At 69.3% G+C, this 25,887-nt stretch carries 21 protein-coding genes; 3 read left to right on the forward strand and 18 right to left on the reverse strand.

Going from position 1 to position 25,887, the window contains the following annotated elements:
- Positions 1 to 216 precede the first annotated feature (216 nt).
- Positions 217 to 1,416 carry an FAD-dependent oxidoreductase gene (locus ABCR94_RS26060; RefSeq protein ID WP_347122444.1) on the reverse strand — a complete coding sequence of 400 codons (1,200 nt, stop codon included), beginning with the start codon at positions 1,414 to 1,416 and terminating at the stop codon, positions 217 to 219.
- Between the two features lie 25 nt (positions 1,417 to 1,441).
- Positions 1,442 to 2,776 (reverse strand): carboxylate--amine ligase, encoded by a 1,335-nt coding sequence (locus tag ABCR94_RS26065; protein WP_521977817.1) that lies wholly within the window; start codon positions 2,774 to 2,776, stop codon positions 1,442 to 1,444.
- Positions 2,777 to 2,931: 155 nt separating this feature from the next.
- On the opposite strand from ABCR94_RS26065, the gene fahA reads away from it, so the two are divergent.
- Both fahA and ABCR94_RS26075 read left to right on the forward strand, forming a co-directional pair.
- Complete coding sequence (gene fahA / locus ABCR94_RS26070) at positions 2,932 to 4,158, forward strand: fumarylacetoacetase (RefSeq protein ID WP_347122446.1); 1,227 nt, start codon at positions 2,932 to 2,934, stop codon at positions 4,156 to 4,158.
- On the forward strand, positions 4,158 to 4,865 hold the full coding sequence (locus tag ABCR94_RS26075; RefSeq protein WP_347122447.1) for a GOLPH3/VPS74 family protein: 708 nt from the start codon (positions 4,158 to 4,160) through the stop codon (positions 4,863 to 4,865). Before fahA ends, ABCR94_RS26075 begins: the two co-directional genes overlap by 1 nt.
- Positions 4,866 to 5,199: 334 nt before the next feature.
- On the opposite strand, the gene recQ is transcribed toward ABCR94_RS26075, so the two are convergent.
- The 15 genes from recQ to ABCR94_RS26150 all read right to left on the reverse strand — a co-directional run bounded on the left by recQ (position 5,200) and on the right by ABCR94_RS26150 (position 23,489).
- Positions 5,200 to 7,305 (reverse strand): DNA helicase RecQ, encoded by a 2,106-nt coding sequence (recQ, locus tag ABCR94_RS26080; RefSeq protein ID WP_347122448.1) that lies wholly within the window; start codon positions 7,303 to 7,305, stop codon positions 5,200 to 5,202.
- Between the two features lie 163 nt (positions 7,306 to 7,468).
- Entirely contained in the window at positions 7,469 to 9,124 is a 1,656-nt protein-coding gene (gene nuoN, locus ABCR94_RS26085) for an NADH-quinone oxidoreductase subunit NuoN (RefSeq protein WP_347122449.1), read from the reverse strand.
- Positions 9,121 to 10,692 carry an NADH-quinone oxidoreductase subunit M gene (locus ABCR94_RS26090; protein WP_347122450.1) on the reverse strand — a complete coding sequence of 524 codons (1,572 nt, stop codon included), beginning with the start codon at positions 10,690 to 10,692 and terminating at the stop codon, positions 9,121 to 9,123. Before ABCR94_RS26090 ends, nuoN begins: the two co-directional genes overlap by 4 nt.
- Before the next feature lie 5 nt (positions 10,693 to 10,697).
- On the reverse strand, positions 10,698 to 12,644 hold the full coding sequence (nuoL, locus tag ABCR94_RS26095) for an NADH-quinone oxidoreductase subunit L (RefSeq protein WP_347122451.1): 1,947 nt from the start codon (positions 12,642 to 12,644) through the stop codon (positions 10,698 to 10,700).
- Positions 12,645 to 12,659: 15 nt separating this feature from the next.
- A complete protein-coding gene (nuoK, locus tag ABCR94_RS26100) occupies positions 12,660 to 12,959 on the reverse strand; it encodes an NADH-quinone oxidoreductase subunit NuoK (protein WP_347122452.1) in 300 nt (99 codons plus the stop codon).
- Complete coding sequence (locus ABCR94_RS26105; protein WP_347122453.1) at positions 12,956 to 13,783, reverse strand: NADH-quinone oxidoreductase subunit J; 828 nt, start codon at positions 13,781 to 13,783, stop codon at positions 12,956 to 12,958. The genes nuoK and ABCR94_RS26105 overlap by 4 nt, the downstream gene beginning before the upstream one ends.
- On the reverse strand, positions 13,780 to 14,397 hold the full coding sequence (nuoI, locus tag ABCR94_RS26110) for an NADH-quinone oxidoreductase subunit NuoI (protein ID WP_521977822.1): 618 nt from the start codon (positions 14,395 to 14,397) through the stop codon (positions 13,780 to 13,782). The genes ABCR94_RS26105 and nuoI overlap by 4 nt, the downstream gene beginning before the upstream one ends.
- Positions 14,390 to 15,766, reverse strand: a complete 1,377-nt coding sequence (gene nuoH, locus ABCR94_RS26115) for an NADH-quinone oxidoreductase subunit NuoH (protein WP_347122455.1) — start codon at positions 15,764 to 15,766, stop codon at positions 14,390 to 14,392. The genes nuoI and nuoH overlap by 8 nt, the downstream gene beginning before the upstream one ends.
- A complete protein-coding gene (locus ABCR94_RS26120; protein ID WP_347122456.1) occupies positions 15,763 to 18,258 on the reverse strand; it encodes an NADH-quinone oxidoreductase subunit G in 2,496 nt (831 codons plus the stop codon). The genes nuoH and ABCR94_RS26120 overlap by 4 nt, the downstream gene beginning before the upstream one ends.
- Positions 18,255 to 19,619: an NADH-quinone oxidoreductase subunit NuoF gene (gene nuoF / locus ABCR94_RS26125; protein ID WP_347122457.1), complete on the reverse strand. Its 1,365-nt coding sequence runs from the start codon at positions 19,617 to 19,619 to the stop codon at positions 18,255 to 18,257. The genes ABCR94_RS26120 and nuoF overlap by 4 nt, the downstream gene beginning before the upstream one ends.
- Positions 19,619 to 20,521 carry an NADH-quinone oxidoreductase subunit NuoE gene (gene nuoE, locus ABCR94_RS26130; RefSeq protein ID WP_347122514.1) on the reverse strand — a complete coding sequence of 301 codons (903 nt, stop codon included), beginning with the start codon at positions 20,519 to 20,521 and terminating at the stop codon, positions 19,619 to 19,621. The genes nuoF and nuoE overlap by 1 nt, the downstream gene beginning before the upstream one ends.
- Before the next feature lie 17 nt (positions 20,522 to 20,538).
- Entirely contained in the window at positions 20,539 to 21,861 is a 1,323-nt protein-coding gene (locus ABCR94_RS26135; protein WP_347122458.1) for an NADH-quinone oxidoreductase subunit D, read from the reverse strand.
- On the reverse strand, positions 21,858 to 22,559 hold the full coding sequence (locus ABCR94_RS26140) for an NADH-quinone oxidoreductase subunit C (RefSeq protein WP_347122459.1): 702 nt from the start codon (positions 22,557 to 22,559) through the stop codon (positions 21,858 to 21,860). Before ABCR94_RS26140 ends, ABCR94_RS26135 begins: the two co-directional genes overlap by 4 nt.
- Complete coding sequence (locus ABCR94_RS26145; RefSeq protein ID WP_283520223.1) at positions 22,556 to 23,110, reverse strand: NuoB/complex I 20 kDa subunit family protein; 555 nt, start codon at positions 23,108 to 23,110, stop codon at positions 22,556 to 22,558. The genes ABCR94_RS26140 and ABCR94_RS26145 overlap by 4 nt, the downstream gene beginning before the upstream one ends.
- Positions 23,111 to 23,129: 19 nt before the next feature.
- On the reverse strand, positions 23,130 to 23,489 hold the full coding sequence (locus ABCR94_RS26150) for an NADH-quinone oxidoreductase subunit A (RefSeq protein WP_347122460.1): 360 nt from the start codon (positions 23,487 to 23,489) through the stop codon (positions 23,130 to 23,132).
- 758 nt (positions 23,490 to 24,247) lie between these two features.
- Between ABCR94_RS26150 and ABCR94_RS26155 the strand changes: the two genes are divergently transcribed.
- On the forward strand, positions 24,248 to 25,102 hold the full coding sequence (locus ABCR94_RS26155) for a C40 family peptidase (RefSeq protein ID WP_347122461.1): 855 nt from the start codon (positions 24,248 to 24,250) through the stop codon (positions 25,100 to 25,102).
- A 235-nt stretch (positions 25,103 to 25,337) separates the two neighbouring features.
- On the opposite strand, the gene ABCR94_RS26160 is transcribed toward ABCR94_RS26155, so the two are convergent.
- The gene (locus ABCR94_RS26160) at positions 25,338 to 25,799 is read right to left on the reverse strand and encodes a DUF5959 family protein (RefSeq protein WP_347122462.1); all 462 of its coding nucleotides are present in this window, start codon (positions 25,797 to 25,799) and stop codon (positions 25,338 to 25,340) included.
- Between the last annotated feature and the right edge of the window lie 88 nt (positions 25,800 to 25,887).

Here is a 25,887-nt window from a genome sequence, read left to right on the forward strand (position 1 = left end):
TTGTCCCCTACCCGCCCCTTCCCGAAACCGGGGCAAGCCCCGGACCCCAGGACGCCCTTCGGGCGTGTCCTCAAACGCCGGACGGGCTGAAAGATTTCTTTCAGCCCGTCCGGCGTTTGAGGACCAGGTCTGGGTCGGAGCCCCAGTTGTGGGAAGGGGCGGGTAGGGGACAGCGCCGCAGGCAACCCGCACCCCCACCGGCCCGCACCCGCGCCCCTACCCCCGCGCCACCGCCCCCGCAACCCGCGGCGACGCATACTCCGTGCCACAAACGAACCGCATCACCGGCCCGAACGAAGCCGCCGCAGGCAACCCCGTGAAGTGCAGCCCCCGCACCGACGACCCGTACCCCGCGTCCAGCCGCGGCGCCCCCCGCGTCACCACCAGGTCCGCCCGCAGCTCAGGCCCGAGGAAGTCCAGCGCCGCCACGTCCGTCCGGTAGCCCGTCGCGGCCATCACGTGGTCGGCGGACAGCTCGCGCTGCGCGCCCTGCCCGCCGCTCAGCGTCAGGACCGGACGGCCGTCCTCCACCCGCGCGCCCTCGATCCGGCGCCCGTCCGTCACCTGGATCCGCGCCGCCAGGAAGCGCTCGCGCAGCCACCACGCGCCGAGCGGCCCCAGCACCCGGCTTACCAGGTAGTGCCGCGCGGGCGCGGGAAGGCGGCGTACATGCGTGGCGTGGTACGACAGCGCGTACAGCGACCAGGCCCGGCCGAACGGCGACTCGGGCCGCAGCCGCGACTGCCGGTCCGGGGCGTCCCCGAAGGACACCGCGCCGGGCCCACGCGCCACGATCCGCACCGACGCCGCGCCCGCCTCCGCCATCAGCACCGCGTTCTCCAGAGCCGACTGCCCGGCGCCGACGACGATGACGTCCTGCCCCGCGAAGCGCGACAGGTCGCGGTGGAACGAGGCGTGCGAGATCGGGCCGGTCGCCGAGGGGCCTTCCGGCACCGCCGCCGCGAGCTCGCGCGGCATCCGCGCCAGACCTGCCAGGCCCGTCGCCACCACGACGGCCCGCGCCGCGAACTGCTCGCCCGAGTCAAGCTTCAGCTCGAAGCCCTCACGCGACCGGTCCACGGACACCACCCGCACCTGCTCCAGATCCGGCAGCAGCTTGCGGGCGAACCACTGCCCGTACTCCGCGAACGTCTCCACCGGGATCAGGTCCCAGTCGGACTCGTACCGCCGCTCGCCGTTCTCCGCGCAGAAGTCGATCAGGTTGTGGCCCGGTTGCGGGGCGTCGATGTTGGATGCCACCGGCGTCGATTTCAGCAGCATCCCGGCGGGCATCTTCTCGCGCCAGCTCACCATCGGCGAACCGAAGACGCGAACCGGGATGCCACGGGCCCGCAGATGGGCCGCGGTGGACAGGCCGTAGGGCCCTGCCCCGATGACTACTACCGGACGAATCACGTGAAGTCCCTCCCCTGGGCGTCACTTACTCAGTACTGGTACTGCTACTGCTACTGCCACCATCGCTCGCGGGCCGCACCTTGACCGCGGGATTGCGGCGGGCCGGGCGCGTGCCCCGCCACATCTGGTACAGGTGCTTGACGCCCGGCCCCACGAGCCGCGCGAGCATCGTCAGGAACGGCCCCATGTCGTCCGCCGCGAGCCAGGCCAGCTCCGTGCTGTCGGCGCGCGCCGGCGCGTGCGGCGTCGTATAACCGCTGCGGCGGTACGCGACCAGAGCCGCCAGATCGATGTTCTCCACGACATAGCGATGACCGGCCCTCTGCTCGCCCTCCGGGACATTGCGCCCGGTCAAGTGCAGATGCTGGGCCCGTACGACGTCGATCCCGGCCTCGTTCTCGAACAGCCGGAACTGCGCGCCCATGCGCGGATTGAAGTCGAGCAGCTTGTACTGCCCGTCGCGCCGGTCGAAGCGCAGATCGAGGTCGACGACCCCGCTGAACCCGACCTGCTTGATGAACTGCGCCGCGATCTGCGCGAGTTCGGGGTTGTCCACGACGTACGCACTCGCGGTCATCCCCGCGTGCGGCGGCCAGGACCGCACCTTGACCCCGGTGAACATCGCCAGCGCCGTACTGTCCGCGTCGAAGTACGCATGGACGATCCAGTCCTCCGCCTCCTCGCGCGGCAGATACTCCTGCAGGATGACGCCCGGACGCTCACCCCAGCCGCGCGCGAGCGCGAGCAGCTGCTCGGGCCCCGCGATCCGCGTCGTCCCGCTCACGGCGGGCTGGCTGCGGCGTACGAACGCCTCCCGGTTCTTGGCCACCACCGGGAACCGCGCCACCGCGGCGTACGCCTCCACATCGGCGTACGACTCGGGGAAGGCCGCGGCGGGCGACGGCACCCCGTGCTCGACGCACAGCTCGTGCAGGCCCTGCTTGCTGGCGAGCCTGCGCGGCAACGGCGCATCGACGCGCGGGAAGAGGAAGGGCCCCGCGAGGGCGTCCTGGTGCTCGGCGATCAGCACGGCCGCCTCTTCGTCGGTGGGCAGCAGCACCGTCGGACGGCCGATTTGGCGGCCGATCCGCAGTAGCCCGTCCACCAGCCGCTCGGGGGCCTCCGTGCCGGTGGTCGGCCAGACGAAGGCACGCTCCAGATAGCGGGAGCACGCCGCCGGGGTCCACCTGTCCTCGGTGATCGCGTACATGGGCACACCAAGTCGCCCCAGACTGCGAATCGCCCCCACCCCGCCGTGGTGCAGCGGATAGTTCCCGATCTTCACGATCAGCCCGGGTACGTCCCGGTCAGCCGCGAGTGAAGCGCTACGCCTCGCCACCTGTTCCCCCCTAGCGGGCATGGCCCACCCCTGCCCACTGCCCCCAAGGACGCTAAGCCGGAAGTCCACATTCCAGCAAGGCTTTTCTGCACATTGCGAACTCTTTAGCCACTGCCATGCCGAGCGACAGCCACGTAACGTGTTCCTCTCACGACCTGGAAAGCGAGGCAGCACCGATGCCCGAGCAAACCCCGCTCGACCTGGCCGAAGGCGACCTCTTCGGCCCGCACAACCTCCCATACGGCGTCTTCTCCACCCCGGACGAGCCAGAGCGCCGCCGGGTCGGCGTCCGTATCGGCGGCCATGTGCTGGACGTGGGAGCGGCCGCGCTCGTCCTTGGCTCGCCGTACGCCGCGCTGCTCGCCCGGCCCACACTCAACCCGCTGCTCGCCGCGGGCCGCACCGCGTGGCGCGATGTGCGCCGCGCGCTGACCGCCTGGGTGACGAGCCCGGCGCACCGCGCCGAGATCGAGCCACTGCTGCACCCGCTCGCGGACGTCACGCTGCACCTGCCGTACGACGTCGCGGACTATGTCGACTTCTACGCGAGCGAGCACCACGCCACCAACGTCGGCAGGATCTTCCGGCCCGACGGGGACGCGCTGACGCCCAACTGGAAGCATCTGCCCATCGGCTACCACGGCCGGTCGGGCACCGTCGTCGTCTCCGGCACGGACGTGGTGCGCCCGTCGGGCCAGCGCAAGGCCCCGGCCGACCCGGCGCCCGTCTTCGGCCCGTCCATCAAACTGGACATCGAGGCGGAGGTCGGCTTTGTCGTCGGCACCCCCTCCGAACAGGGCACACCCGTCGCCCTCAGCGACTTCCGGGAGCACGTTTTCGGCCTTTCGCTCCTCAACGACTGGTCGGCGCGGGACATCCAGGCCTGGGAGTACGTGCCGCTCGGCCCGTTCCTGGGCAAGTCCTTCGCGACGTCCGTATCGGCGTGGGTGACCCCGCTGGAGGCCTTGGAGGCGGCCCATGTCGCACCGCCCGCCCGGGACTTCCCGCTGCTGCCGTATCTGGACGACGCGGACGAGGAGGAGCCCGGCGGCTTCGACATCCGTATCGAGGTGCGGATCAACGGCGAGGTGGTCGCCGAGCCGCCCTTCTCCACCATGTACTGGACGGCCGCCCAGCAGCTGGCCCAGATGACGGCCAACGGCGCGTCACTGCGCACGGGCGACCTGTACGGCTCGGGCACGGTCAGCGGCCCGGCCGCCGAACAGCGCGGCTCCCTGCTGGAGTTGACCTGGAACGGGCGTGACCCGCTCGACCTGACCAACGGCAAGCGCACCTTCCTGGAGGACGGCGACGAGGTCACCCTGACGGCGTGGGCGCCGGGGGCACACGGCACGCGGGTGGGCCTGGGCGAGGTGTCCGGGCGCATCAGGCCGGCAGTCTGATGCCCCCCTCCCCCTCGCTCTCCCTCCCCGAGGAACTCCTGCTGCTGGGCCTGGACCCGCAGCGGGGGAACGCGCGCGTCCGCATGCGGTACGTCGAGTACGGCGTAGCCGGCGCCGTACTCGCGGAACTGGAACTGGGCGGCCATGTCACGGAGGAGCGCGGCCGGATCCAGGTGATCAACCCACTGGCCCCCGCCGACCCGGTCGCGGCCCAGGTACTGGCGAGCCTGCCCGCGCCGGGCAAGGGGCAGCGCGGCAAGGGGGAGCGTACGAAGGGCTGGGTCAGGAGCGCCGGTCGGCACGTCACGGAGCTGTACCTGAACCGGCTGGTGGAACAGGGCGCGCTGCGCAGGGAGACCCGCCGGTTCCTGGGCCTCTTCCCGTACCACCGCCACCCTGCGGGCCCGGAGGACGTGTCGGCGGCGGTGTGGCAACGCCTGGCCGCGTCGATCCACGCCGGCTCCCCGGCCGGGCGCGACCGGGCACTCGCGGCACTGCTGTCGGCGACGGACCTGGCCAACAGATACTTCCCGGGCTTCGCCGCCCGCGCGACCCGCTCCACCCTGCGCCACCTGACCCGCGAACACTGGCCGACCGATGCGGTGCACCGCGCGGTCAAGCAGGACAAGGCGGCGGCGAACAGCGGGAACAGCGGAGGAGACGGGAACGGCGGAGGGGACGGGGGCGGCGGAGGCGGCGGGGGGTGAGGTGGGGGGGTGGGGGGGTGGGGGGGTGGGGGGGGGACTGGGGTGCGGGTTGCCTGCGGGTGCGGGTTGCCTGCGGCGCTGTTCCCCTACCCGCCCCTTCCCGCTGTGTCATGGTGCGGCTGCCGCCGCGTGGTGGGGCTCCGCCCCAGACCCGGTCCTCAAACGCCGGGCAACTTCAGCCCGTCCGGCGTTTGAGGACACGCCCGAAGGGCGTCCCAGGGGCCTGGGGGCTCGCCCCCAGTTTCGGGAAGGGGCGGGGTGGGGAACAAGCCCCGCGCAGCGGCACCCGCACCCACCCGCACCCACCCCCCGCTCACCCCTCCGGCGGCCCCGCTCACCCCTCCGGCGGCCCCGCGTCGTCCCACGCGGGCTCCCGCCCCCAGTCCAGCTCCGGGTCATGCCCAGCCTCCGCCGCAGCCACCGGCCGCGCAGCAGGCACCGGAGCGACCCGGGCGGTCTCGGCAGCCGGGGGCACCGGAGCGACCGGGACGGTCACCGCAGCCGGGGGCGTCGGCGCGACCGGGCCCGCCGGGGCCACCCGCTCCGCGGCGCCCGCCGAGTCCGCGAACCCGGCCAGCACCCCCAGCACCCCTTCCCCGTACGTAGCCAGCTTCTTCTCGCCGAGCCCGGCGATGCCACCCAGCTCCGCCACGGATCCCGGCCGCGCCGTCGCGATCTCCCGCAGCGTCGCGTCATGGAAGATGACGTACGCCGGGACACCCTGCTCCCGCGCCTGCTCCGCCCGCCACGCCCGCAGCGCCTCGAACACCGGCACAGCCTCCGGGGCCAGCTCCGCGGTCGCCGCCGCGGCCTTCGACTTGCGCTCGCTCTTCGAGGACCCGGACCGGGCCGCCACCGCCGGCTTCGTCTCCTTGCGCAGCCGCACCTCACGCTCCCGGCTCAGTACGGACGCGCTGTCCTCGGTCAGGACGAGCGTCCCGTACTCCCCCTCGACCGCTAGCAGCCCCTGCGCCAGCAACTGCCGCACCACGCCCCGCCATTCCACCTCGGCCAGCTCTTCGCCGATGCCGAAGACCGACAGCTGGTCGTGGTCGAACTGGATCACCTTGGCGGTCTTGCGTCCCATCAGGATGTCGATGATCTGCCCCGCGCCGAACTTCTGCCTGCGCTCCCGCTGCAACCGCACCACCGTCGAGAGGACCTTCTGCGCGGACACCGTCCCGTCCAGCGTCTCGGGCGGGCTCAGGCACGTGTCGCAGTTCCCGCAGGAGGACGCCGTGGGGTCCTGGCCGAAATAGGCCAGCAGCTGCGCCCGCCGGCACTCCGCCGTCTCGCAGAGCGCCAGCATCGCTTCGAGATGGGACGCCGCACGCCGCCGGAACGCCTCGTCGCCGTCACCGCCCTGGATCATCTTGCGCTGCTGCACCACGTCCTGGAGCCCGTACGCCATCCACGCCGTGGACGGCATTCCGTCGCGGCCCGCGCGACCCGTCTCCTGGTAGTAGCCCTCGACGGACTTGGGCAGGTCGAGGTGGGCGACGAACCGCACGTCGGGCTTGTCGATGCCCATGCCGAAGGCGATGGTCGCCACGACGATCAGGCCATCCTCCCGCAGGAACCGGGACTGGTGCGCCGCGCGCGTCCCCCCGTCGAGACCCGCGTGGTACGGCACGGCCGCCACGCCGTTGCGGCAGAGGAACTCCGCCGTCTTGTCGACGGAGTTGCGGGAGAGGCAGTAGACAATGCCCGCGTCCCCCGGGTGCTCCTCGCGCAGGAAGGTCAGCAACTGCTTCTTCGGGTCGGCCTTGGGCACGATCCGGTACTGGATGTTGGGCCGGTCGAAGCTCGCCTCGAAGTGCCTGGCATCGGGCATCCCGAGCCGCTGCGTGATCTCCTTGTGCGTGGCGTGCGTCGCCGTCGCCGTCAGGGCGATCCGCGGCACGTCCGGCCAACGCTCGCCCAGCACGGACAGGGCCAGATAGTCCGGCCGGAAGTCGTGCCCCCACGACGCGACGCAGTGCGCCTCGTCGATCGCGAACACGGAGATCTTGGTCCGGCCCAGCAGGGCCAGCGTGGCGTCGAGCCGCAGCCGCTCCGGGGCCAGATAGAGCAGGTCAAGCTCCCCGGCGAGGAACTCCGCCTCCATCACGCGCCGCGTGTCGTAGTCCTGGGTGGAGTTGATGAACCCGGCGCGCACGCCGAGCGCACGCAGCGCGTCGACCTGGTCCTGCATCAGCGCGATCAGTGGCGAGATCACGATCCCGGTGCCGGGCCTGACCAGCGCCGGAATCTGGTAGCACAGCGACTTTCCGCCGCCGGTCGGCATGAGCACCACGGCGTCCCCGCCGTCCACCACATGCTCGATGACCTCCGCCTGCGCCCCGCGGAACGTGTCGTACCCGAAGACGCGGTGGAGCGTCCGCAGCGCGTCGCTCTCCGTCACCCCGCCGATGTCACTCGTCGTGGTCATCCCTGCCATACCAGCCGTCCCGTTCATCGCACTGTCCCCCCGCACCTGGTCCTTCACCCCCACCCACGGTAGAGGCCCGCACTGACAACGCGGACCAAAAGCCACCGCCCGGCACCCCTCCGACAGGAGGAGCACCGGGCGACGGGGCCACGGGTGGCCATAAGCACCGCACTCAGCGTACGAAGACCCCCGCCTGGCTCGCCAGGTCCAGGAAGTACTGCGGAGCCACACCGAGCACCACTGTCACCGCCACACCCACCGCGATCGCCGTCATAGTCAGCGGCGAGGGCACGGCGACCGTGGGGCCGTCCGCCTTCGGCTCGCTGAAGAACATCAGGACGATCACCCGGATGTAGAAGAACGCGGCGATCGCCGACGAGAGCACACCGACCACGACCAGCGCACCCGCGCCGCCCTCGGCCGCCGCCTTGAACACCGCGAACTTCCCGGCGAAGCCCGAGGTCAGCGGGATACCGGCGAAGGCGAGCAGAAACACCGCGAAGACCGCGGCCACCAGCGGCGAGCGCCGCCCGAGCCCCGCCCACTGCGACAGGTGCGTCGCCTCACCGCCGGCGTCGCGCACCAGCGTGACCACGGCGAACGCGCCGATCGTCACGAAGGAGTACGACAGCAGGTAGAAGAGGACGGACGAGATGCCCTCGGGGGTGGTCGCGATGACACCGGCCAGGATGAACCCGGCGTGCGCGATCGAGGAGTACGCGAGGAGCCGCTTGATGTCGGTCTGGGTGATCGCGACGATCGCACCGCCCAGCATCGTGACGATCGCGATGCCCCACATCACCGGGCGCCAGTCCCAGGTGAGGCCCGGCAGGACGACGTACAGCAGCCGCAGCAGCGCGCCGAAGGCGGCCACCTTGGTCGCCGCGGCCATGAAGCCGGTGACCGGGGTCGGGGCGCCCTGGTAGACGTCCGGGGTCCACATGTGGAACGGGACCGCGCCGACCTTGAAGAGCAGGCCCATGAGGATCATCGCGGCGCCGATGAGCAGCAGCGCGTCATTGCCCATGGTGTCGGCGAGCGCCGGGTCGATCTGCTTGACCGAGCCGTCGACGATGCCCGCGATCTTCGCGTACGAGACGGAGCCCGCGTACCCGTACATCAGGGCGATGCCGAACAGCAGGAACGCCGACGAGAAGGCACCGAGCAGGAAGTACTTGACCGCGGCCTCCTGCGACATCAGCCGCTTGCGGCGGGCGACGGCGCACAGCAGGTACAGCGGGAGCGAGAAGACTTCCAGCGCCACGAACAGCGTCAGCAGGTCGTTGGCGGCGGGGAATACCAGCATCCCGGCCACCGCGAACAGCATGAGCGGGAAGACCTCGGTGGTGGTGAACCCGGCCTTGACGGCCGACTTCTCACTGTCGCTGCCCGGGGTCGAAGCGGCCTGCGCGGCGAAGGAGTCGACCCGGTTGCCGTGGGCGTCCGGGTCGAGCCTGCGCTCGGCGAAAGTGAACACCGCGACCAGCGAGGCCAGCACGATCGTGCCCTGCAGGAAGAGCGCCGGGCCGTCGACGGCGATGGCGCCCTCCGCCGCGATGTGCGCCTTGGTCGTGCCGTATCCGGCGGCCGCGAGCCCCACGATCGCCGCGAAGGCGGCGGCGAGGGCGACGACCGACAGGAACAGCTGGGCGTAGTAACGGGCCTTGCGCGGCACGAATGCCTCGACGAGTACGCCGATGACGGCCGCGCCGATGACGATCAGCGTCGGTGACAGCTGCGCGTACTCGATGTGCGGGGCCGTGAAACCGTCCGCGGCGCCGGGCGCCGCGACGGTCGTCCACAGGCTGTGGACAGCTGATGTGCTCACTTGGCCGCCTCCACCTCGGGCTTGGGGTCCTTCTTCTGGACGTCGGACATGGTGTGCTTCACGGCCGGATTGATGATCTCCGTCAGCGGCTTGGGATAGACGCCGAGGAGAAGCAGCAGCGCGATCAGCGGGGCGACGACCACGAGCTCACGGATCTTGAGGTCGGGCATCGCCTTGACCTCGGCCACCACAGGGCCGGTCATTGTCCGCTGGTAGAGCACGAGCGAGTAGAGCGCGCCGAGGACGATGCCCAGCGTCGCGATGATCCCGGCCACCGGATAGGCGGCGAACACCCCGACCAGGACCAGGAACTCACTGACGAACGGCGCGAGCCCCGGCAGCGACAGGGTGGCGAGGCTGCCGATGAGGAACGTACCTGCGAGCACCGGGGCGACCTTCTGCACTCCGCCGTAGTCCGCGATGAGCCGCGAACCGCGCCGGGTGATCAGGAAGCCGGCCACCAGCATCAGCGCGGCGGTCGAGATGCCGTGGTTGACCATGTAGAGCGTCGCGCCCGACTGGCCCTGGCTGGTCATCGCGAAGATGCCAAGGACGATGAAGCCGAAGTGCGAGATCGAGGCGTACGCGATCAGGCGCTTGATGTCGCGCTGGCCGACCGCGAGCAGCGCACCGTAGATGATGCTGATCAGCGCCAGGACGATGATCACGGGCGTCGCCCACTTCGAGGCCTCTGGGAAGAGCTGGAGGCAGAAGCGCAGCATCGCGAAGGTGCCGACCTTGTCGACGACCGCGGTGATCAGCACGGCGACCGGGGTGGTCGCCTCGCCCATCGCGTTGGGCAGCCAGGTGTGCAGCGGCCACAGTGGCGCCTTCACCGCGAAGGCGAAGAAGAAGCCGAGGAAGAGCAGCCGCTCGGTGTTGGCCGCCATTTCCAGCGAGCCGTTGGCGCGGGCTTCGGCGATCTCCGCGAGCGAGAAGCTCCCGGCGACCACGTAGAGACCGATGACGGCGGCCAGCATGATCAGGCCGCCGGCCAGGTTGTAGAGGAGGAACTTGACGGCGGCGTACGAGCGTTGGGTGGCCGCCGCCCCGTCGGTGCCCGCGTGCGCCCGGTCCCCGAAGCCTCCGATGAGGAAGTACATCGGGATGAGCATGGCTTCGAAGAAGATGTAGAAGAGGAAGACGTCGGTGGCCTCGAAGGAGAGGATCACCATTGCTTCGACCATCAGGATCAGCGCGAAGAAACCCTGGGTGGGGCGCCAGCGGGACGACTTGGTTTCGAGCGGGTCCGCGTCGTGCCAGCCCGCCAGGATGATGAAGGGGATCAGCAGGGCGGTGAGCGCGATCAGCGCGACGGCGATGCCGTCCACGCCCAGCTCGTACCTGACCCCGAAGTCCGGGATCCAGGCATGGGATTCGGTGAGCTGGTAGCGGTCGCCGCCGGGCTCGAAGCGGACGAGCACCAGGGCCGCCAGCACGAAGGTGCCCAGCGAGAAGGCCAGCGCCAGCCACTTGGCGGTGGTGCGGCGCGCCGCGGGGACGGCTGCGGTCAGGACCGCACCGACCGCCGGGAGCGCCGCGGCCGCGGTGAGCAGTGGGAAGGACATGGTGATCAGACCGCCCTCATCAGCAGGGTCGCGGCAATGAGGATCGCCGTACCGCCGAACATCGAGACCGCGTACGTGCGGGCGTAGCCGTTCTGCAGCTTGCGCAGCCGGCCGGAGAGCCCGCCGACGGAGGCCGCAGTGCCGTTGACCACCCCGTCGACCAGCGAGTGGTCGACGTACACGAGCGAGCGGGTGAGGTGCTCGCCGCCACGGACCAGGACGACATGGTTGAAGTCGTCCTGGAGGAGATCGCGCCGGGCGGCGCGGGTGAGCAGCGAGCCGCGCGGGGCGAGCACCGGGACGGGCCTGCGCCCGTACTGGAGGTACGCGACGGCGACTCCGGCGAGCAGGACGACGACCGTCAGCCCCGTGATCACCGGCACGCTGATCGGCGGGTGCGGGTGCTCGAACTGCGTGACGGGCTCCAGCCATCCGACGAAGCGGTCGCCGATGCTGAAGAACCCTCCGGCGAAGACCGACCCGAAGGCGAGCACGATCATCGGGATCGTCATCGACTTCGGCGACTCGTGCGGATGGGGCAGCTCGCCGGGGGTCACCCCGGCGACGGGCTCGGCACCGGCCGGGGTGGCGGGGGCCGGCTGCCAGCGCTTCTCGCCGAAGAAGGTCAGGATCATCACGCGCGTCATGTAGTACGCCGTGAGGCCCGCGCCCAGCAGGGTCACCGATCCGAGGATCCAGCCCTGGGCGCCGCCCGAGGCGAAGGCCGCCTCGATGATCTTGTCCTTGGAGAAGAAGCCGGACAGCCCGGGGAAGCCGATGATCGCGAGATAGCCGAGGCCGAACGTCACGAACGTCACCGGCATGTACTTCCGCAGACCGCCGTACTTCCGCATATCGACCTCGTCGTTCATGCCGTGCATGACCGATCCGGCGCCGAGGAAGAGGCCCGCCTTGAAGAAGCCGTGCGTCACCAGGTGCATGATCGCGAAGGCGTAACCGATCGGGCCGAGGCCCGCCGCCAGGATCATGTAGCCGATCTGCGACATCGTCGAGCCCGCCAGGGCCTTCTTGATGTCGTCCTTGGCGCAACCGACGATCGCACCGAAGAGGAGCGTCACCGCGCCCACCACGACGACCGCTGTCTGTGCGTCGGGCGCCGCGTTGAAGATCGCGCCGGACCGGGTGATGAGGTAGACGCCGGCGGTGACCATGGTCGCCGCGTGGATGAGGGCCGAGACCGGGGTCGGGCCCTCCATCGCGTCGCCGAGCCAGGACTGCAGCGGTACCTGCGCCGACTTGCCGCACGCGGCGAGCAGCAGCAGCAGCCCGATGGCCGTCAGCTTGCCCTCGCTCGCCCCGCCGTCACCGCTCGCTTCGAGGACCGGCCCGAAGGTGAAGGTCCCGAAGGTGGTGAACATCAGCATGATCGCGATGGACAGGCCCATGTCGCCGACCCGGTTGACCAGGAAGGCCTTCTTGGCGGCGGCGGCCGCGCTGGGCTTGTGCTGCCAGAAGCCGATGAGCAGGTACGACGCCAGACCGACGCCCTCCCAGCCCACGTAGAGCAGCAGGTAGTTGTCGGCGACGACCAGCAGGAGCATCGCCGCGAGGAACAGGTTCAGATAGCCGAAGAAGCGGCGGCGGCGCTCGTCGTGCTCCATGTAGCCGATCGAGTAAATGTGGATCAGCGTGCCCACACCGGTGATCAGCAGAACGAAGGTCATCGACAACTGGTCGAGCTGGAAGGCGACATCCGCCTGGAATCCCTCGACGGGAATCCAGCTGAACAGCTTCTGGTGCATGGCGCGGTCCTCCGCGCCCTTGCCCAGCATGGTCAGGAAAAGCACCGCGCCGATGACGAACGACGCGGCGGAGAGCACCGTGCCGAGCCAGTGGCCCGTACGGTCGAGCCGCCTGCCGCCGCACAGCAGCACGGCCGCTCCGAGCAGGGGCGCCGCGACAAGCAGCGCAATCATGTTCTCTGCATTCATAGTTCTAGCGCCCCCTTACAGCTTCATCAGGCTGGCGTCGTCGACCGAGGCCGAGTGGCGGGAGCGGAACAGCGACACGATGATCGCGAGCCCGACCACGACTTCGGCTGCGGCGACGACCATCGTGAAGAACGCGATGACCTGCCCGTCGAGATTGCCGTGCATCCGGGAGAAGGTGACGAACGCGAGGTTGCAGGCGTTGAGCATCAGCTCCACACACATGAAGACCACGATCGCGTTCCGCCGGATCAGCACACCTGCCGCACCGATGGTGAACAACAGGGCGGCGAGAAACAGATAGTTGACCGGGTTCACTTTGCGGCCCCCTCTTCGTGCGGTTCCTGGTCCCGGCCGAGTCGCTCCTCGGAGCGCTGCTCCAGGGCCTTGAGGTCGGCCATGGCCTCGCTCGACACATCGCGGATCTGGCCGCGGTCGCGCAGGGTCCGCATGACCGTGAGCTCGGACGGCGTGCCGTCCGGCAGCAGGCCCGCGATGTCCACCGCGTTGTGCCGGGCGTAGACACCGGGGGCGGGCAGCGGCGGGAGGTGCTTGCCGCGTACGCGCTCCTCGGACATCTCGCGCTGCGTCTTGGCGCGCTCGGTGCGCTCCTTGTGCGTGAGCACCATCGCGCCGATCGTCGCCGTGATGAGCAGGGCGCCGGTGAGCTCGAAGGCGAAGACGTACTTCGTGAAGATGAGCTCGGCCAGTCCCTCGACGTTGCCCCCGCGGGCGGCGTTGGCCTTGCCGAGTCCGTTGAAGGTCGACATCGAGGCGTTGCCGATGCCGGCGATCAGCAGGGTGCCGAAGCCGAGACCGCAGGCGAGGGCCAGCCAGCGCTGGCCCTTGAGCGTCTCCTTGAGGGAGTCCGCCGCGGTGACACCGACCAGCATGACCACAAAGAGGAACAGCATCATGATCGCGCCGGTGTAGACGACGATCTGGACGACACCGAGGAAGTACGCACCGTTGGCGAGGTAGAAGACCGCCAGGATGATCATGGTCCCGGCGAGGCAGAGCGCGCTGTGCACGGCCCGTCTCATCAGGATGGTGGACAGGGCGCCGATGACGGCGACCGATCCGAGCACCCAGAACTGCACGGCCTCCCCGGTCGAAGTGGCGGTGGCGGCAAGAGCATTCATGCCCCGACCACCCTCTTCGACGCGGGCTCGTCCTCACCGAAGGCCGAAGCGGCCTCCTGCGGCCGCTCCCCCTTGCGCAGGGCGACCTGCCGCTCGGTGCCCGGCGCCGCCTCGGTGACCAGGCCCCGGTAATAGTCCTGCTCGTCGGTGCCCGGGAAGATCGAGTGCGGTGACTCGACCATGCCTTCCTCCAGGCCCGCCAGCAGCTGCTCCTTCGTATAAATGAGGGCTTCGCGGCTGCTGTCGGCGAGCTCGAACTCATTGGTCATGGTCAGCGCGCGCGTCGGGCAGGCCTCGATGCACAGGCCGCACAGAATGCAACGGGCGTAGTTGATCTGGTAGACGCGGCCGTAGCGCTCGCCCGGGGAGTAACGCTCCTCCTCGGTGTTGTCCGCGCCCTCCACATAGATCGCGTCGGCCGGACAGGCCCAGGCGCACAGCTCGCACCCGATGCACTTCTCCAGGCCGTCGGGATGGCGGTTGAGCTGGTGACGTCCGTGGAAGCGCGGCGCCGTGGTCTTCTGCTCCTCCGGGTACTGCTCGGTCAGCCGCTTCTTGAACATGGCCTTGAAGGTCACGCCGAAGCCGGCTACCGGATTCTGAAAATCAGACACCGTCGGCCTCCTTTCCGTCACTTGTAGTGTCCGGCCCACCACTGACAATCAACTCGCGCTCCTGGCGCGGGCGCCTGCGCGGCACCGGTGGCATTTCCTGCCCGGGCAGTGGTGGCACGGGGAATCCGCCCGCCATCGGATCGAAGTCCGGTTCGGGCTCGGCCTGTGCCGCCTGTGCCTTGTCTCTCTTGTCGCGGAACATGTCCGCGACGAAGGACAGCAGCAGGATGCCGATGATCGCCCCGGCGACGTACAGCACGATGTTCTGGAAGTCCATGTTCTCGTTGCGCATCACGCGCACCGTGGCGACCAGCATCAGCCAGACCACCGAGACCGGGATCAGGACCTTCCAGCCCAGCTTCATCAGCTGGTCGTAGCGCACACGGGGGAGCGTGCCGCGCAGCCAGATGAAGAAGAACAGCAGCAGTTGGAGCTTGATGACGAACCAGAGCATCGGCCACCAGCCGTGGTTCGCGCCCTCCCAGAAGGTGCTGATCGGGTACGGGGCCCGCCAGCCGCCCAGGAAGAGGGTGACGGAGACCGCCGAGACGGTGACCATGTTGACGTACTCGGCCAGCATGAACAGCGCGAATTTGATCGAGCTGTACTCGGTGTTGAACCCGCCGACCAGGTCGCCCTCGGACTCCGGCATGTCGAAGGGGGCGCGGTTGGTCTCGCCCACCATCGTGATGATGTAGATGATGAAGGAGACCGGCAGCAGGATGATGAACCAGCGGTCCGCCTGCGCCTCCACGATCGCCGACGTCGACATCGACCCGGAGTAGAGGAACACCGAGGCGAAGGCCGCGCCCATCGCGATCTCGTACGAGATCATCTGCGCGCACGAGCGCAGACCGCCGAGCAGCGGATACGTCGAGCCCGACGACCAGCCCGCGAGGACGATGCCGTAGATGCCGACGGAGGCGATGGCCAGGACGTAGAGCATCGCGATCGGCAGGTCGGTCAGCTGCATCGTGGTGCGCTGGCCGAAGATCGAGACCTCGTTGCCCGCCGGGCCGAACGGGATGACCGCGATGGCCATGAACGCCGGGATCGCCGCGATGATCGGCGCGAGGACATAGATGACCTTGTCCGCGCGCTTGACGATCAGGTCCTCCTTGAGCATCAGCTTGACGCCGTCCGCGAGGGACTGGAGGAGGCCCCAGGGGCCGTGCCGGTTGGGGCCGATGCGCAGCTGCATCCAGGCAACGACCTTGCGTTCCCACACGATGGAGAACAGCACGGTGATCATCAGGAAGGCGAAGCAGAAGACCGCCTTGATGGCGACCAGCCACCAGGGGTCGCGGCCGAACATCGACAGGTCTTCGGCGGCGAGGTGCAGAGCGTCTTCAGCAGCGAGGTACATCATGCTTCCACCTCCGTCGCAGCAGTCGTGACCGGTGCGATGCGGACCGGATCGCCCGGACGGGCACCCGCGTCGTTGAGGACTCCGCCGCCCGTCGAGTTCAGCGGCAGCCACACCACCCTGTCGGGCATCGGCGTGACCTGGAGCGGCAGTTGGACCGTGCCCGCGGGGCCGGAGACGGCGAGCAGGTCGCCGTCCTTGACGCCCGTCTCGGCCGCGGTGGCCGCGGAGAGCCGGGCGACGGCCGCGTGCCGGGTGCCGGCGAGCGCCTCGTCGCCGTCCTGCAGGCGCCCCTGGTCGAGCAGCAGCCGGTGGCCCGCGAGGACCACCTCGCCGTCGCCGGGGCGCGGCAGTGGCCGGGCCGACTCGGCCGGGTCCGTGGCGTACGGGCCGCCCCAGGAGCCGAGCCGGTCGAGCTCGCCGCGTACGGCTCGTACGTCGCCGAGGGCAAGGCGTACGTCGAGTGCGTCGGCCAGCATGTGCAGGACGTGCGCGTCGCTCGGGGCGAGCCTGCGCGTCATCTGCTCGGGCTTGAGCGCCGCCTCGAACATCCGGGCCCTGCCCTCCCAGTTGAGGAAGGTGCCGGGCTTCTCGGCGACGGCGGCAACGGGCAGTACGACGTCCGCGCGTTCGGTCACCTCGCTGGGCCGCAGCTCCAGGGAGAGCAGGAAACCGACCTGGTCCAGGGCCTCACGCGCGCGCAGCGGGTCGGGCAGGTCGCCGACCTCGACGCCCGCGACGACCAGGGCGGCCAGTTCACCGGTGGCCGCGGCCTCGATGATCTGGCCGGTGTCCAGGCCGAAACGGTGCGGCAGTTCGGCGACGCCCCAGGCGGCCGCGACCTCTTCACGCGCGCGTGGGTCGGTGGCGGGGCGTCCGCCGGGCAGCAGGGACGGCAGCGCGCCCGCCTCGACGGCGCCGCGCTCACCGGCCCGGCGCGGGATCCACACGAGCGTGGCGCCGGTGGCGGTGGCCGCCCGTACGGCGGCGGTGAGTGCGCCGGGCACGGCGGCGAGCCGCTCCCCGACGACAATCACGGCGCCCTTGGTGCGCAGCGCATCGGCGGCCAGGCTCCCGGCGTCGTCGAGCCCGGCGTGGCCCGCGAGCGCGTCCAGCCACTCGGTCTCGGTGCCGGGCGCCGCGGGCAGCAGTGTGCCGCCCGCCTTCTCCAGGCCGCGGGTGGCGTGGGTGGCGAGGGCGAAGGTGCGCTGCCCGTGGAGCCGGTGGGCCTTGCGCAGCCGCAGGAAGACGCCGGGCGCCTCCTCCTCGGACTCGATTCCGGCGAGCAGGACGGCGGGGGCCTTTTCGAGGGAGGTGTACGTGACACCCGTACCGTCGAGGTCCCGTCCGCGCCCGGCGACGCGGGCGGCCAGGAAGTCGGCCTCCTCGCTGCTGTGGACGCGGGCCCGGAAGTCGATGTCGTTGGTGCCGAGGGCGACCCGCGCGAACTTGCTGTACGCGTAGGCGTCCTCGACGGTGAGGCGACCGCCGGTCAGCACACCGGCCCGGCCGCGGGCCGCGGCGAGACCGCGGGCGGCGACCTCCAGTGCCTCGGGCCAGCTCGCGGGTTCAAGGACGCCGTCGGCGTTGCGCACCAGCGGGGTCGTCAACCGGTCGGGGCGCTGTGCGTAACGGAAGCCGAAGCGTCCCTTGTCGCACATCCACTCCTCGTTGACCTCGGGGTCGTCGGCCGCCAGGCGCCGCATGACCTTGCCGCGCCGGTGGTCGGTGCGGGTCGCGCAGCCGCTGGAGCAGTGCTCGCAGATGCTCGGCGTCGACACCAGGTCGAAGGGCCGGGAGCGGAACCGGTACGCCGCCGAGGTGAGCGCGCCCACCGGGCAGATCTGGATGGTGTTGCCGGAGAAGTACGACTGGAAGGGGTCGCCCTCGCCGATGCCGATCTGCTGAAGCGCGCCGCGCTCCAGCATCTCGATCATCGGGTCGCCCGCGATCTGGTTCGAGAATCGGGTGCAGCGCGCGCACAGCACGCACCGCTCGCGGTCGAGCAGCACCTGCGTGGAGATGGGCACGGGCTTCTCGTACGTCCGCTTCTTGCCCTCGAAGCGGGAGTCGGAGTCGCCGTGCGACATGGCCTGGTTCTGCAGCGGGCACTCGCCGCCCTTGTCGCAGACCGGGCAGTCCAACGGGTGGTTGATCAGGAGCAGTTCCATCACACCGCGCTGCGCCTTGTCGGCGACGGGCGAGGTGATCTGGGACTTGACGACCATGCCGTCGGTGCAGGTGATGGTGCAGGAGGCCATCGGCTTGCGCTGGCCCTCGACCTCGACGATGCACTGGCGGCAGGCGCCGACGGGGTCGAGGAGCGGGTGGTCGCAGAACCGGGGGATCTCGATGCCGAGCAGTTCGGCGGCGCGGATGACCAGGGTCCCCTTGGGGACGGAGATCGCGATGCCGTCGATCGTCAGCGAGACGAGATCCTCGGGCGGGACCGCTGCCTCGCCGCCTCCCGTGGGGGCTGACGTGGTGACTGTCATGCGTTCACCCCTTGGTGAGCGTTCTTGTCGTCGGCCCAGACGGTCGACTTGCTGGGGTCGAAGGGGCAGCCCTGACCGGTGATGTGCTGCTCGTACTCCTCGCGGAAGTACTTGAGCGAGGAGAAGATCGGCGACGCGGCGCCGTCACCGAGCGCGCAGAACGACTTGCCGTTGATGTTGTCGGCGATGTCGTTCAGCTTGTCCAGGTCGGACATGCGGCCCTTGCCTGCCTCGATGTCCCGGAGCAACTGCACCAGCCAGTACGTGCCTTCGCGGCACGGGGTGCACTTGCCGCAGGACTCGTGCGCGTAGAACTCGGTCCAGCGGGTCACCGCCCGCACCACGCACGTCGTCTCGTCGAAGCACTGGAGCGCCTTGGTGCCGAGCATCGAGCCGGCCGCGGCCACGCCCTCGTAGTCCAGTGGTACGTCGAGGTGCTCGGCGGTGAACATCGGGGTCGAAGAGCCGCCCGGCGTCCAGAACTTGAGCCGGTGCCCGGCCCGCATGCCGCCGCTCATGCCGAGCAGCTGGCGCAGGGTGATGCCGAGCGGGGCCTCGTACTGGCCGGGGCTGGTGACATGGCCGCTCAGCGAGTACAGCGTGAAGCCCGGGGACTTCTCGCTGCCCATCGAACGGAACCATTCCTTGCCCTTGTTCAGGATCGCGGGAACGGAGGCGATGGACTCGACGTTATTCACCACAGTCGGACATGCGTAGAGACCCGCGACCGCAGGGAAAGGGGGACGCAGCCGGGGCTGGCCGCGCCGGCCTTCGAGCGAGTCGAGCAGCGCCGTCTCTTCACCACAGATGTACGCGCCCGCGCCCGCGTGCACGGTGAGTTCGAGGTCGAGCCCGCTGCCCAGGACGTTGTGCCCGAGGTAGCCCGCCGCGTATGCCTCACGCACGGCCTCGTGCAGCCTGCGCAGTACGGGGACGACCTCGCCGCGCAGATAGATGAAGGCATGGTTGGAGCGGATCGCGTAACAGGCGATCACGATCCCCTCGATGAGGGAATGCGGGTTCGCGAAGAGGAGCGGGATGTCCTTGCAGGTCCCGGGCTCCGACTCGTCGGCGTTGACAACTAGATAGTGCGGCTTGCCGTCGCCCTGCGGGATGAACTGCCACTTCATGCCGGTGGGGAAGCCCGCCCCGCCGCGACCGCGCAGACCGGAGTCCTTGACGTACGCGATGAGGTCGTCCGGGGACATGGCGAGGGCCTTGCGCAGTCCCTCGTATCCCTCGTGGCGCTTGTAGGTCTCCAGGGTCCAGGCGTCGGGCTGGTCCCAGAAGGCCGACAGCACGGGTGAGAGCAGTTTCTCCGGGCTGGTCTCGTTGGTGTCGATCTCGGGTGCCAACGTCATCACTCCCCCTCCTCGGCTGCCGGTCCGGCAGGGTGCGCCGGATCGGAGGCCGAGGTCTCCTGCGGCGCGGATCCGCTGCGCGGCGCCGTTCCGGCTTCATGTCGCTGTCCGGTGACGGGCTCGGCGGGGTGCTCGGGGTCCGATGCCGAAGTCCGCTGGGGCGCGTCGTTCGCGCTGAGCCCGGTCTCCGGTGCGCTGTCCTGCGGCGGCCCACCGCGCTGGGTGACGACCCGGCCGGGCGCGGTCTCGCCCTTGGCGAGCTTGAGGCCGATGAGCGAGGCGTGCCCGGCGCCGCCGGTCGCCTCGACCGCGCCGGGGCGCTCGTCGGGGAAGCCGGCCAGGATGCGGGCCGTCTCCTTGTACGTGCACAAGGGCGCCCCGCGGGTGGGGGCGACCTGCTGCCCGGCCCGCAGGTCGTCGACGAGCTGCGTCGCGGACTCGACGGTCTGGTTGTCGAAGAACTCCCAGTTGACCATCACGACCGGCGCGAAGTCGCAGGCGGCGTTGCACTCGATGTGCTCCAGGGTGACCTTGCCGTCGCCGGTGGTCTCCCCGTGGCCGATGTCCAGGTGGTCCTTGAGCGCGTCGTAGATGGCGTCGCCGCCCATCACCGCGCACAGGGTGTTGGTACAGACACCCACCTGGTAGTCGCCCGACGGCTTGCGCCGGTACATCGAGTAGAAGGTGGAGACCGCGGTGACCTCGGCCGTGGTCAGGCCGAGGAGCTCGGCGCAGAAGCGGACGCCGGTGCGGGTGACATGGCCCTCTTCGGCCTGCACGAGGTGCAGCAGCGGCAGCAGGGCGGACCGGCTGTCGGGGTAACGGGCAATCACCTCCTTGGCGTCGGCTTCGAGCCGGGCACGCACATCGGCCGGATAGTCGGGGGCAGGGAGCTGGGGCATCCCGAGGCTGACGTCTGTCACCGGTCGACGCCTCCCATCACAGGGTCGATGGACGCGACAGCGACGATGACGTCGGCGACCTGGCCGCCTTCGCACATGGCCGCCATGGCCTGCAGATTGGTGAACGACGGGTCACGGAAGTGGACCCGGTAGGGGCGGGTGCCGCCGTCGGAGACGACATGCACGCCCAGTTCGCCCTTGGGCGACTCGACCGCGCTGTACGTCTGCCCGGCGGGGACCCGGAAGCCCTCGGTCACGAGCTTGAAGTGGTGGATCAGGGCCTCCATGGAGGTACCCATGATCTTCTTGATGTGGTCGAGCGAGTTGCCGAGGCCGTCCGGGCCGAGCGCGAGCTGCGCGGGCCAGGCGATCTTCTTGTCCGCGACCATGACCGGGCCCGGCGCGAGCCGGTCCAGGCACTGCTCGACGATCCGCAGCGACTGGCGCATCTCTTCGAGCCGGATCAGGAAGCGGCCGTAGGAGTCACAGGTGTCGGCGGTGGGGACGTCGAAGTCGTACGTCTCGTAACCGCAGTAGGGGTCGGTCCTGCGCAGGTCGTGCGGCAGGCCCGCCGAGCGCAGCACCGGGCCTGTGGCACCGAGCGCCATGCAGCCGGTCAGGTCGAGATATCCGACGTCCTGCATGCGCGCCTTGAAGATCGGGTTGCCGGTGGCGAGCTTGTCGTACTCCGGCAGGTTCTTGCGCAGGGTCTTCACCAGCTCGCGCAGGTGGTCGACGGCGCCCGGAGGCAGGTCCTGGGCGAGGCCGCCGGGGCGGACGAACGCGTGGTTCATCCGCAGGCCGGTGATCAACTCGAAGGCATCGAGAATCAGTTCACGATCGCGGAAGCCGTAGATCATGATCGTGGTGGCGCCGAGCTCCATGCCGCCGGTGGCCAGGCACACCAGGTGCGAGGAGATCCGGTTGAGCTCCATCAGCATGACGCGGATGACGGTCGCGCGGTCCGGGATCTGGTCCGTGATGCCGAGCAGCTTCTCGACGCCCAGGCAGTACGCCGTCTCGTTGAAGAACGGCGTCAGATAGTCCATGCGCGTGACGAATGTGGTGCCCTGCGTCCAGTTCCGGTATTCGAGGTTCTTCTCGATGCCGGTGTGCAGATAACCGATTCCGCAACGGGCCTCGGTGACCGTCTCGCCGTCGATCTCCAGGATGAGCCTCAGGACGCCGTGCGTGGACGGGTGCTGCGGGCCCATGTTGACGACGATGCGCTCGTCGTCGGTCTTGGCGTGGGCCTGGACGACCTCGTCCCAGTCGCCGCCGGTGACCGTATATACGGGACCTTCGGTGGTCGCGCGTGCAGATGCGGGTGGAGTTGTCACGAGTACGACCTCCGCTGGTCCGGAGCCGGGATCTGGGCGCCCTTGTACTCGATGGCGATGCCACCGAGCGGGTAGTCCTTGCGCTGCGGGAAGCCCTGCCAGTCGTCCGGCATCATGATCCGGGTGAGGGCGGGGTGCCCGTCGAAGATGAGGCCGAAGAAGTCGTACGCCTCGCGCTCGTGCCAGTCGTTGGTCGGGTAGACCTCGACCAGCGAGGGGACGTGCGGATCACTGTCCGGCGCGCTCGCTTCGATGCGGATCACTCGGCTGTGGGTGATCGACCGCAGGTGGTAGACGGCGTGCAGCTCCCGGCCCTTGTCCTCCAGGTAGTGCACCCCGCTGACGCCCGTGCAGAGCTCGAAGCGCAGCGCGGGGTCGTCGCGCAGCGTCCTGGCCACCTGGAGCAGGTGCTCGCGCGCGATGTAGAAAGTGAGCTCGTCGCGGTCGACGACGGTCTTCTCGATGGCGTTGGCGGGGAGCAGTCCCTGCTCCTCCAGTGCGCCTTCGAGCTCGTCGGCGACTTCGTCGAACCAGCCGCCGTACGGGCGCGACGTGGCGCCCGGCAGGGTGACGGTCCGTACGAGACCGCCGTAGCCGCTGGTGTCGCCGCCGTTGCTGGCGCCGAACATGCCCTTGCGTACGCCGATGACCTCACCGGTCTCGTCGCGCTGGGCGGGGACGCCGTTCTGCTCGGTCACCGCAGCAGCCCCTTCATCTCAATGGTGGGGAGCGCCTTGAGGGCTGCTTCCTCCGCCTCGCGGGCCGCTTCCTCCTGGTTCACCCCGAGCTTCGAGTTCTGGATCTTTTCGTGAAGCTTGAGAATCGCGTCCAGCAGCATCTCGGGGCGGGGCGGGCAACCGGGCAAATAGATGTCAACGGGAACAATGTGGTCGACACCCTGCACAATTGCGTAATTGTTGAACATTCCACCCGAGGATGCGCAAACCCCCATGGAAATGACCCACTTGGGGTTGGGCATCTGGTCATAAACCTGCCGCAGCACCGGCGCCATCTTCTGGCTGACCCGGCCGGCCACGATCATCAGGTCGGCCTGACGCGGTGAACCGCGAAAGACCTCCATACCGAAGCGGGCCAGGTCGTAACGGCCTGCGCCGGTCGTCATCATCTCGATGGCGCAGCACGCGAGGCCGAAGGTCGCGGGGAAGACGGAGGACTTCCGCACCCACCCCGCGGCCTGTTCGACGGTGGTCAGCAGAAAGCCGCTCGGCAGCTTCTCTTCGAGTCCCATTGGTGACCCCTCAGCCCCTCTAGTCCCATTCCAGGCCGCCGCGCCGCCACACGTATGCGTAGGCAACGAAAACGGTGAGCACGAAGAGCAGCATCTCCACGAGCCCGAAAATCCCGAGAGCGTCAAAGGAGACGGCCCAGGGATAGAGGAAGACGATCTCGATGTCGAAGACGATGAAAAGCATCGCCGTCAGGTAGTACTTGATGGGAAAGCGGCCGCCTCCGGCCGGCGTGGGCGTCGGCTCAATGCCGCACTCGTATGCTTCAAGCTTTGCCCGGTTATAGCGCTTTGGCCCGATAAGCGAGGCCATGACCACGGAAAAGATCGCAAACGCTGCCCCGAGGGCGCCGAGCACGAGGATGGGCGCGTAGGCATTCACGCTCCTCGCTCCTTCCAGTCGTCCTTGACCGTTGGACCCGCAACGGGTCTTGCGATTCCCGCCTCGCCATCCCGCCATCTCCGTCACGCGAAGATCACGTTCATGTGAAGCAGGTCACAAGCCCGACTGCCCCGCATCCTATGCCTGTCGGTCTGTGATCTGCGACACGGGGTGCGACAACGCCTTTGTGATCTCCACCACCTGCCGAAGGATCATGAAGTCGGATGAGCGGTGATCCTCATACGCGAAGCGCTCGGGCGATCACGAGACGTGACAGGCGCAGGTGTTACCGCTGGTCGCAGGGGGTGTTGTCGAGGCGCTGTCGGGGTGCTGCCGGAGCGCCGCCCTATCAAGAGATGGCCTGTACAGGCAAATTAGAGATGGGCAGCTTGGGGTGATAGGGAACGTCGGCTCACCTGAGCGAGGGAGCTTCGGGGACGAATGTGGACGCGTGCATGCGTTCACGAGCGTTCACGAGCGTTCACTGCCGCGAGGGGTGACCGTCCTGTGACCTGCGCCACTCCAGGACGCCGCCAACAAAAGCGGGCTTGGCCATCGGTGTGAACGGATGGTAGTCGTCGGGCAATTCGGGCGTATTGCGGAAAGCCAGTGATCACAGCGTTGCTTGCCGGTGCCCGTATTGCCCGTTACGCCGTCAATAAAGGCCGCCCGGTGCCGGATTCGAGGAGTCGTTACACAACTGTGGCGCAGCACACGTTTCTTGAAGGAACCCCCATAGCCCTGGTAGCGGTTGACCCATGTCCCTCACCGCTCACATACCCAGCCACCGGAAGCCCCGTCGCAGTGCCTCGAAAATGGCGCTCCGAGCCGGAGTTGCCGGTGGCGTCCTCAGCACGATCGCGGTGGCCGGTGCTGCCGGTCCGGCGAATGCCGAGCCGGTGACCGAGACCATCGAGATGCCCACCCTCACTGCGGACCTCGCGAACACCATCGCCGCCTCCGCCGACGCCACCCAGCAGGTCGCGCACACCTACGACCTGCGCGCCCAGCAGGACGCCGCAGCCGACCAGGCGGCGAAGGCCGCGAAGAAGGCCAAGGCCGAGGCGGACCGCAAGGCCGAGGCCAAGGAGAAGGCCGAGAAGGCCGCCGCGAAGAAGGCAGCCGAGGCGAAGGCCGCCGAGCAGGAGCGCGCCTCGCGTTCCGCGGAGCGCACCACGCTCAGCGCCGCCGCCACCTCGTCCAACGACTCCGGCAGCTCCGCGTCCTCGTCCGGCTCCTTGTCCTCCTCGCAGGCGACGGGCTCCGCAGCCGCCGTCGTCGCGTTCGCCCGCGCCCAGGTCGGCGACGCGTACGTGCTCGGCAGCACGGGGCCCAACTCGTGGGACTGCTCCAGCCTGATGCAGGCCGCGTTCGGCTCAGTCGGCGTGGACCTGCCGCGTGTCTCGCAGGACCAGTCGACGGCCGGCACCCAGGTCGGGCTGAGCAACCTCCAGCCGGGCGACATCCTGTACTGGGGCAGCGCGGGCAGCGCGTACCACGTAGGCATCTACGTGGGCGGCGGCAAGTTCGTCGGCGCGCAGAACTCCGGCACCGGTGTGGTCGAGAGGTCCCTGGACTACGACCCGCCGTCGGGCGCGGTTCGCGTTCTCTGAGGGACCCCCGCACTTCGTACGTCTGAGGGCCGCCGTTCCCACGCTCGGGAGCGGCGGCCCCTCGGCGTTCCCGAGCGGCCGGTCCGTGAGGGCGACCCGCCGGTGCCCCACGGGCGGCCCGTCCGTGGGGCACCGGCGGCCCCGTCCGTGGGGCACTGGCGACCCCGTCCGTGGATCCCGAGCGGCCCGTCCGTGGGGCCCGACAGCCCGTCCGTCGGGCCCCACGGACGGGCGGCTAGTCGGTCCGTCGGGGAGCCAGTCCGTCGGGATTCCACGCGTCCATCAGCGTGCGCAGCCGCTGTCGGTGATCCGCGATCCAGCCGTCAGGGAGAGCGATGGGTACCCGAACGGTCACCATCGACCTGTTCACTTCCTCCAGGACCACCTCCGGGCAGTCCCGCTCGCCCGTGAGCCGGATGAACAGCGACAAGCCGCTGCCCATGGTCATCCACCCGGCGTCCTCACCGGCTTCCAGCCTGTCCAGCGCCCGCGCCCACTCCTCCAGGCGTGAATTCCACAGCGGGAGTTCTTCCCGACCGCCCACAAAAGGGGTTTCCAGCACAATCAAGGCTCTGAGCATGGGCGGCAGTTCGGATTCATCATGACTTTTCGGGTATTCCCCCAGAACGGAAATGCTGACGCTGTTCCCTTCCCCGTCCTCTAGCAGAACAAGATCCATTGGCGCGACGTCGACCACGTTCTCTCCCCCATGCCGGATGTCCGAATACCCAGGCAGTATTAGTTACGAGAGAGGCCCCGCACGCACCATTTTCGGTACGCACGGG

This window comes from Streptomyces changchenzhani (assembly GCF_039766235.1).
GTDB lineage: Bacteria > Actinomycetota > Actinomycetes > Streptomycetales > Streptomycetaceae > Streptomyces.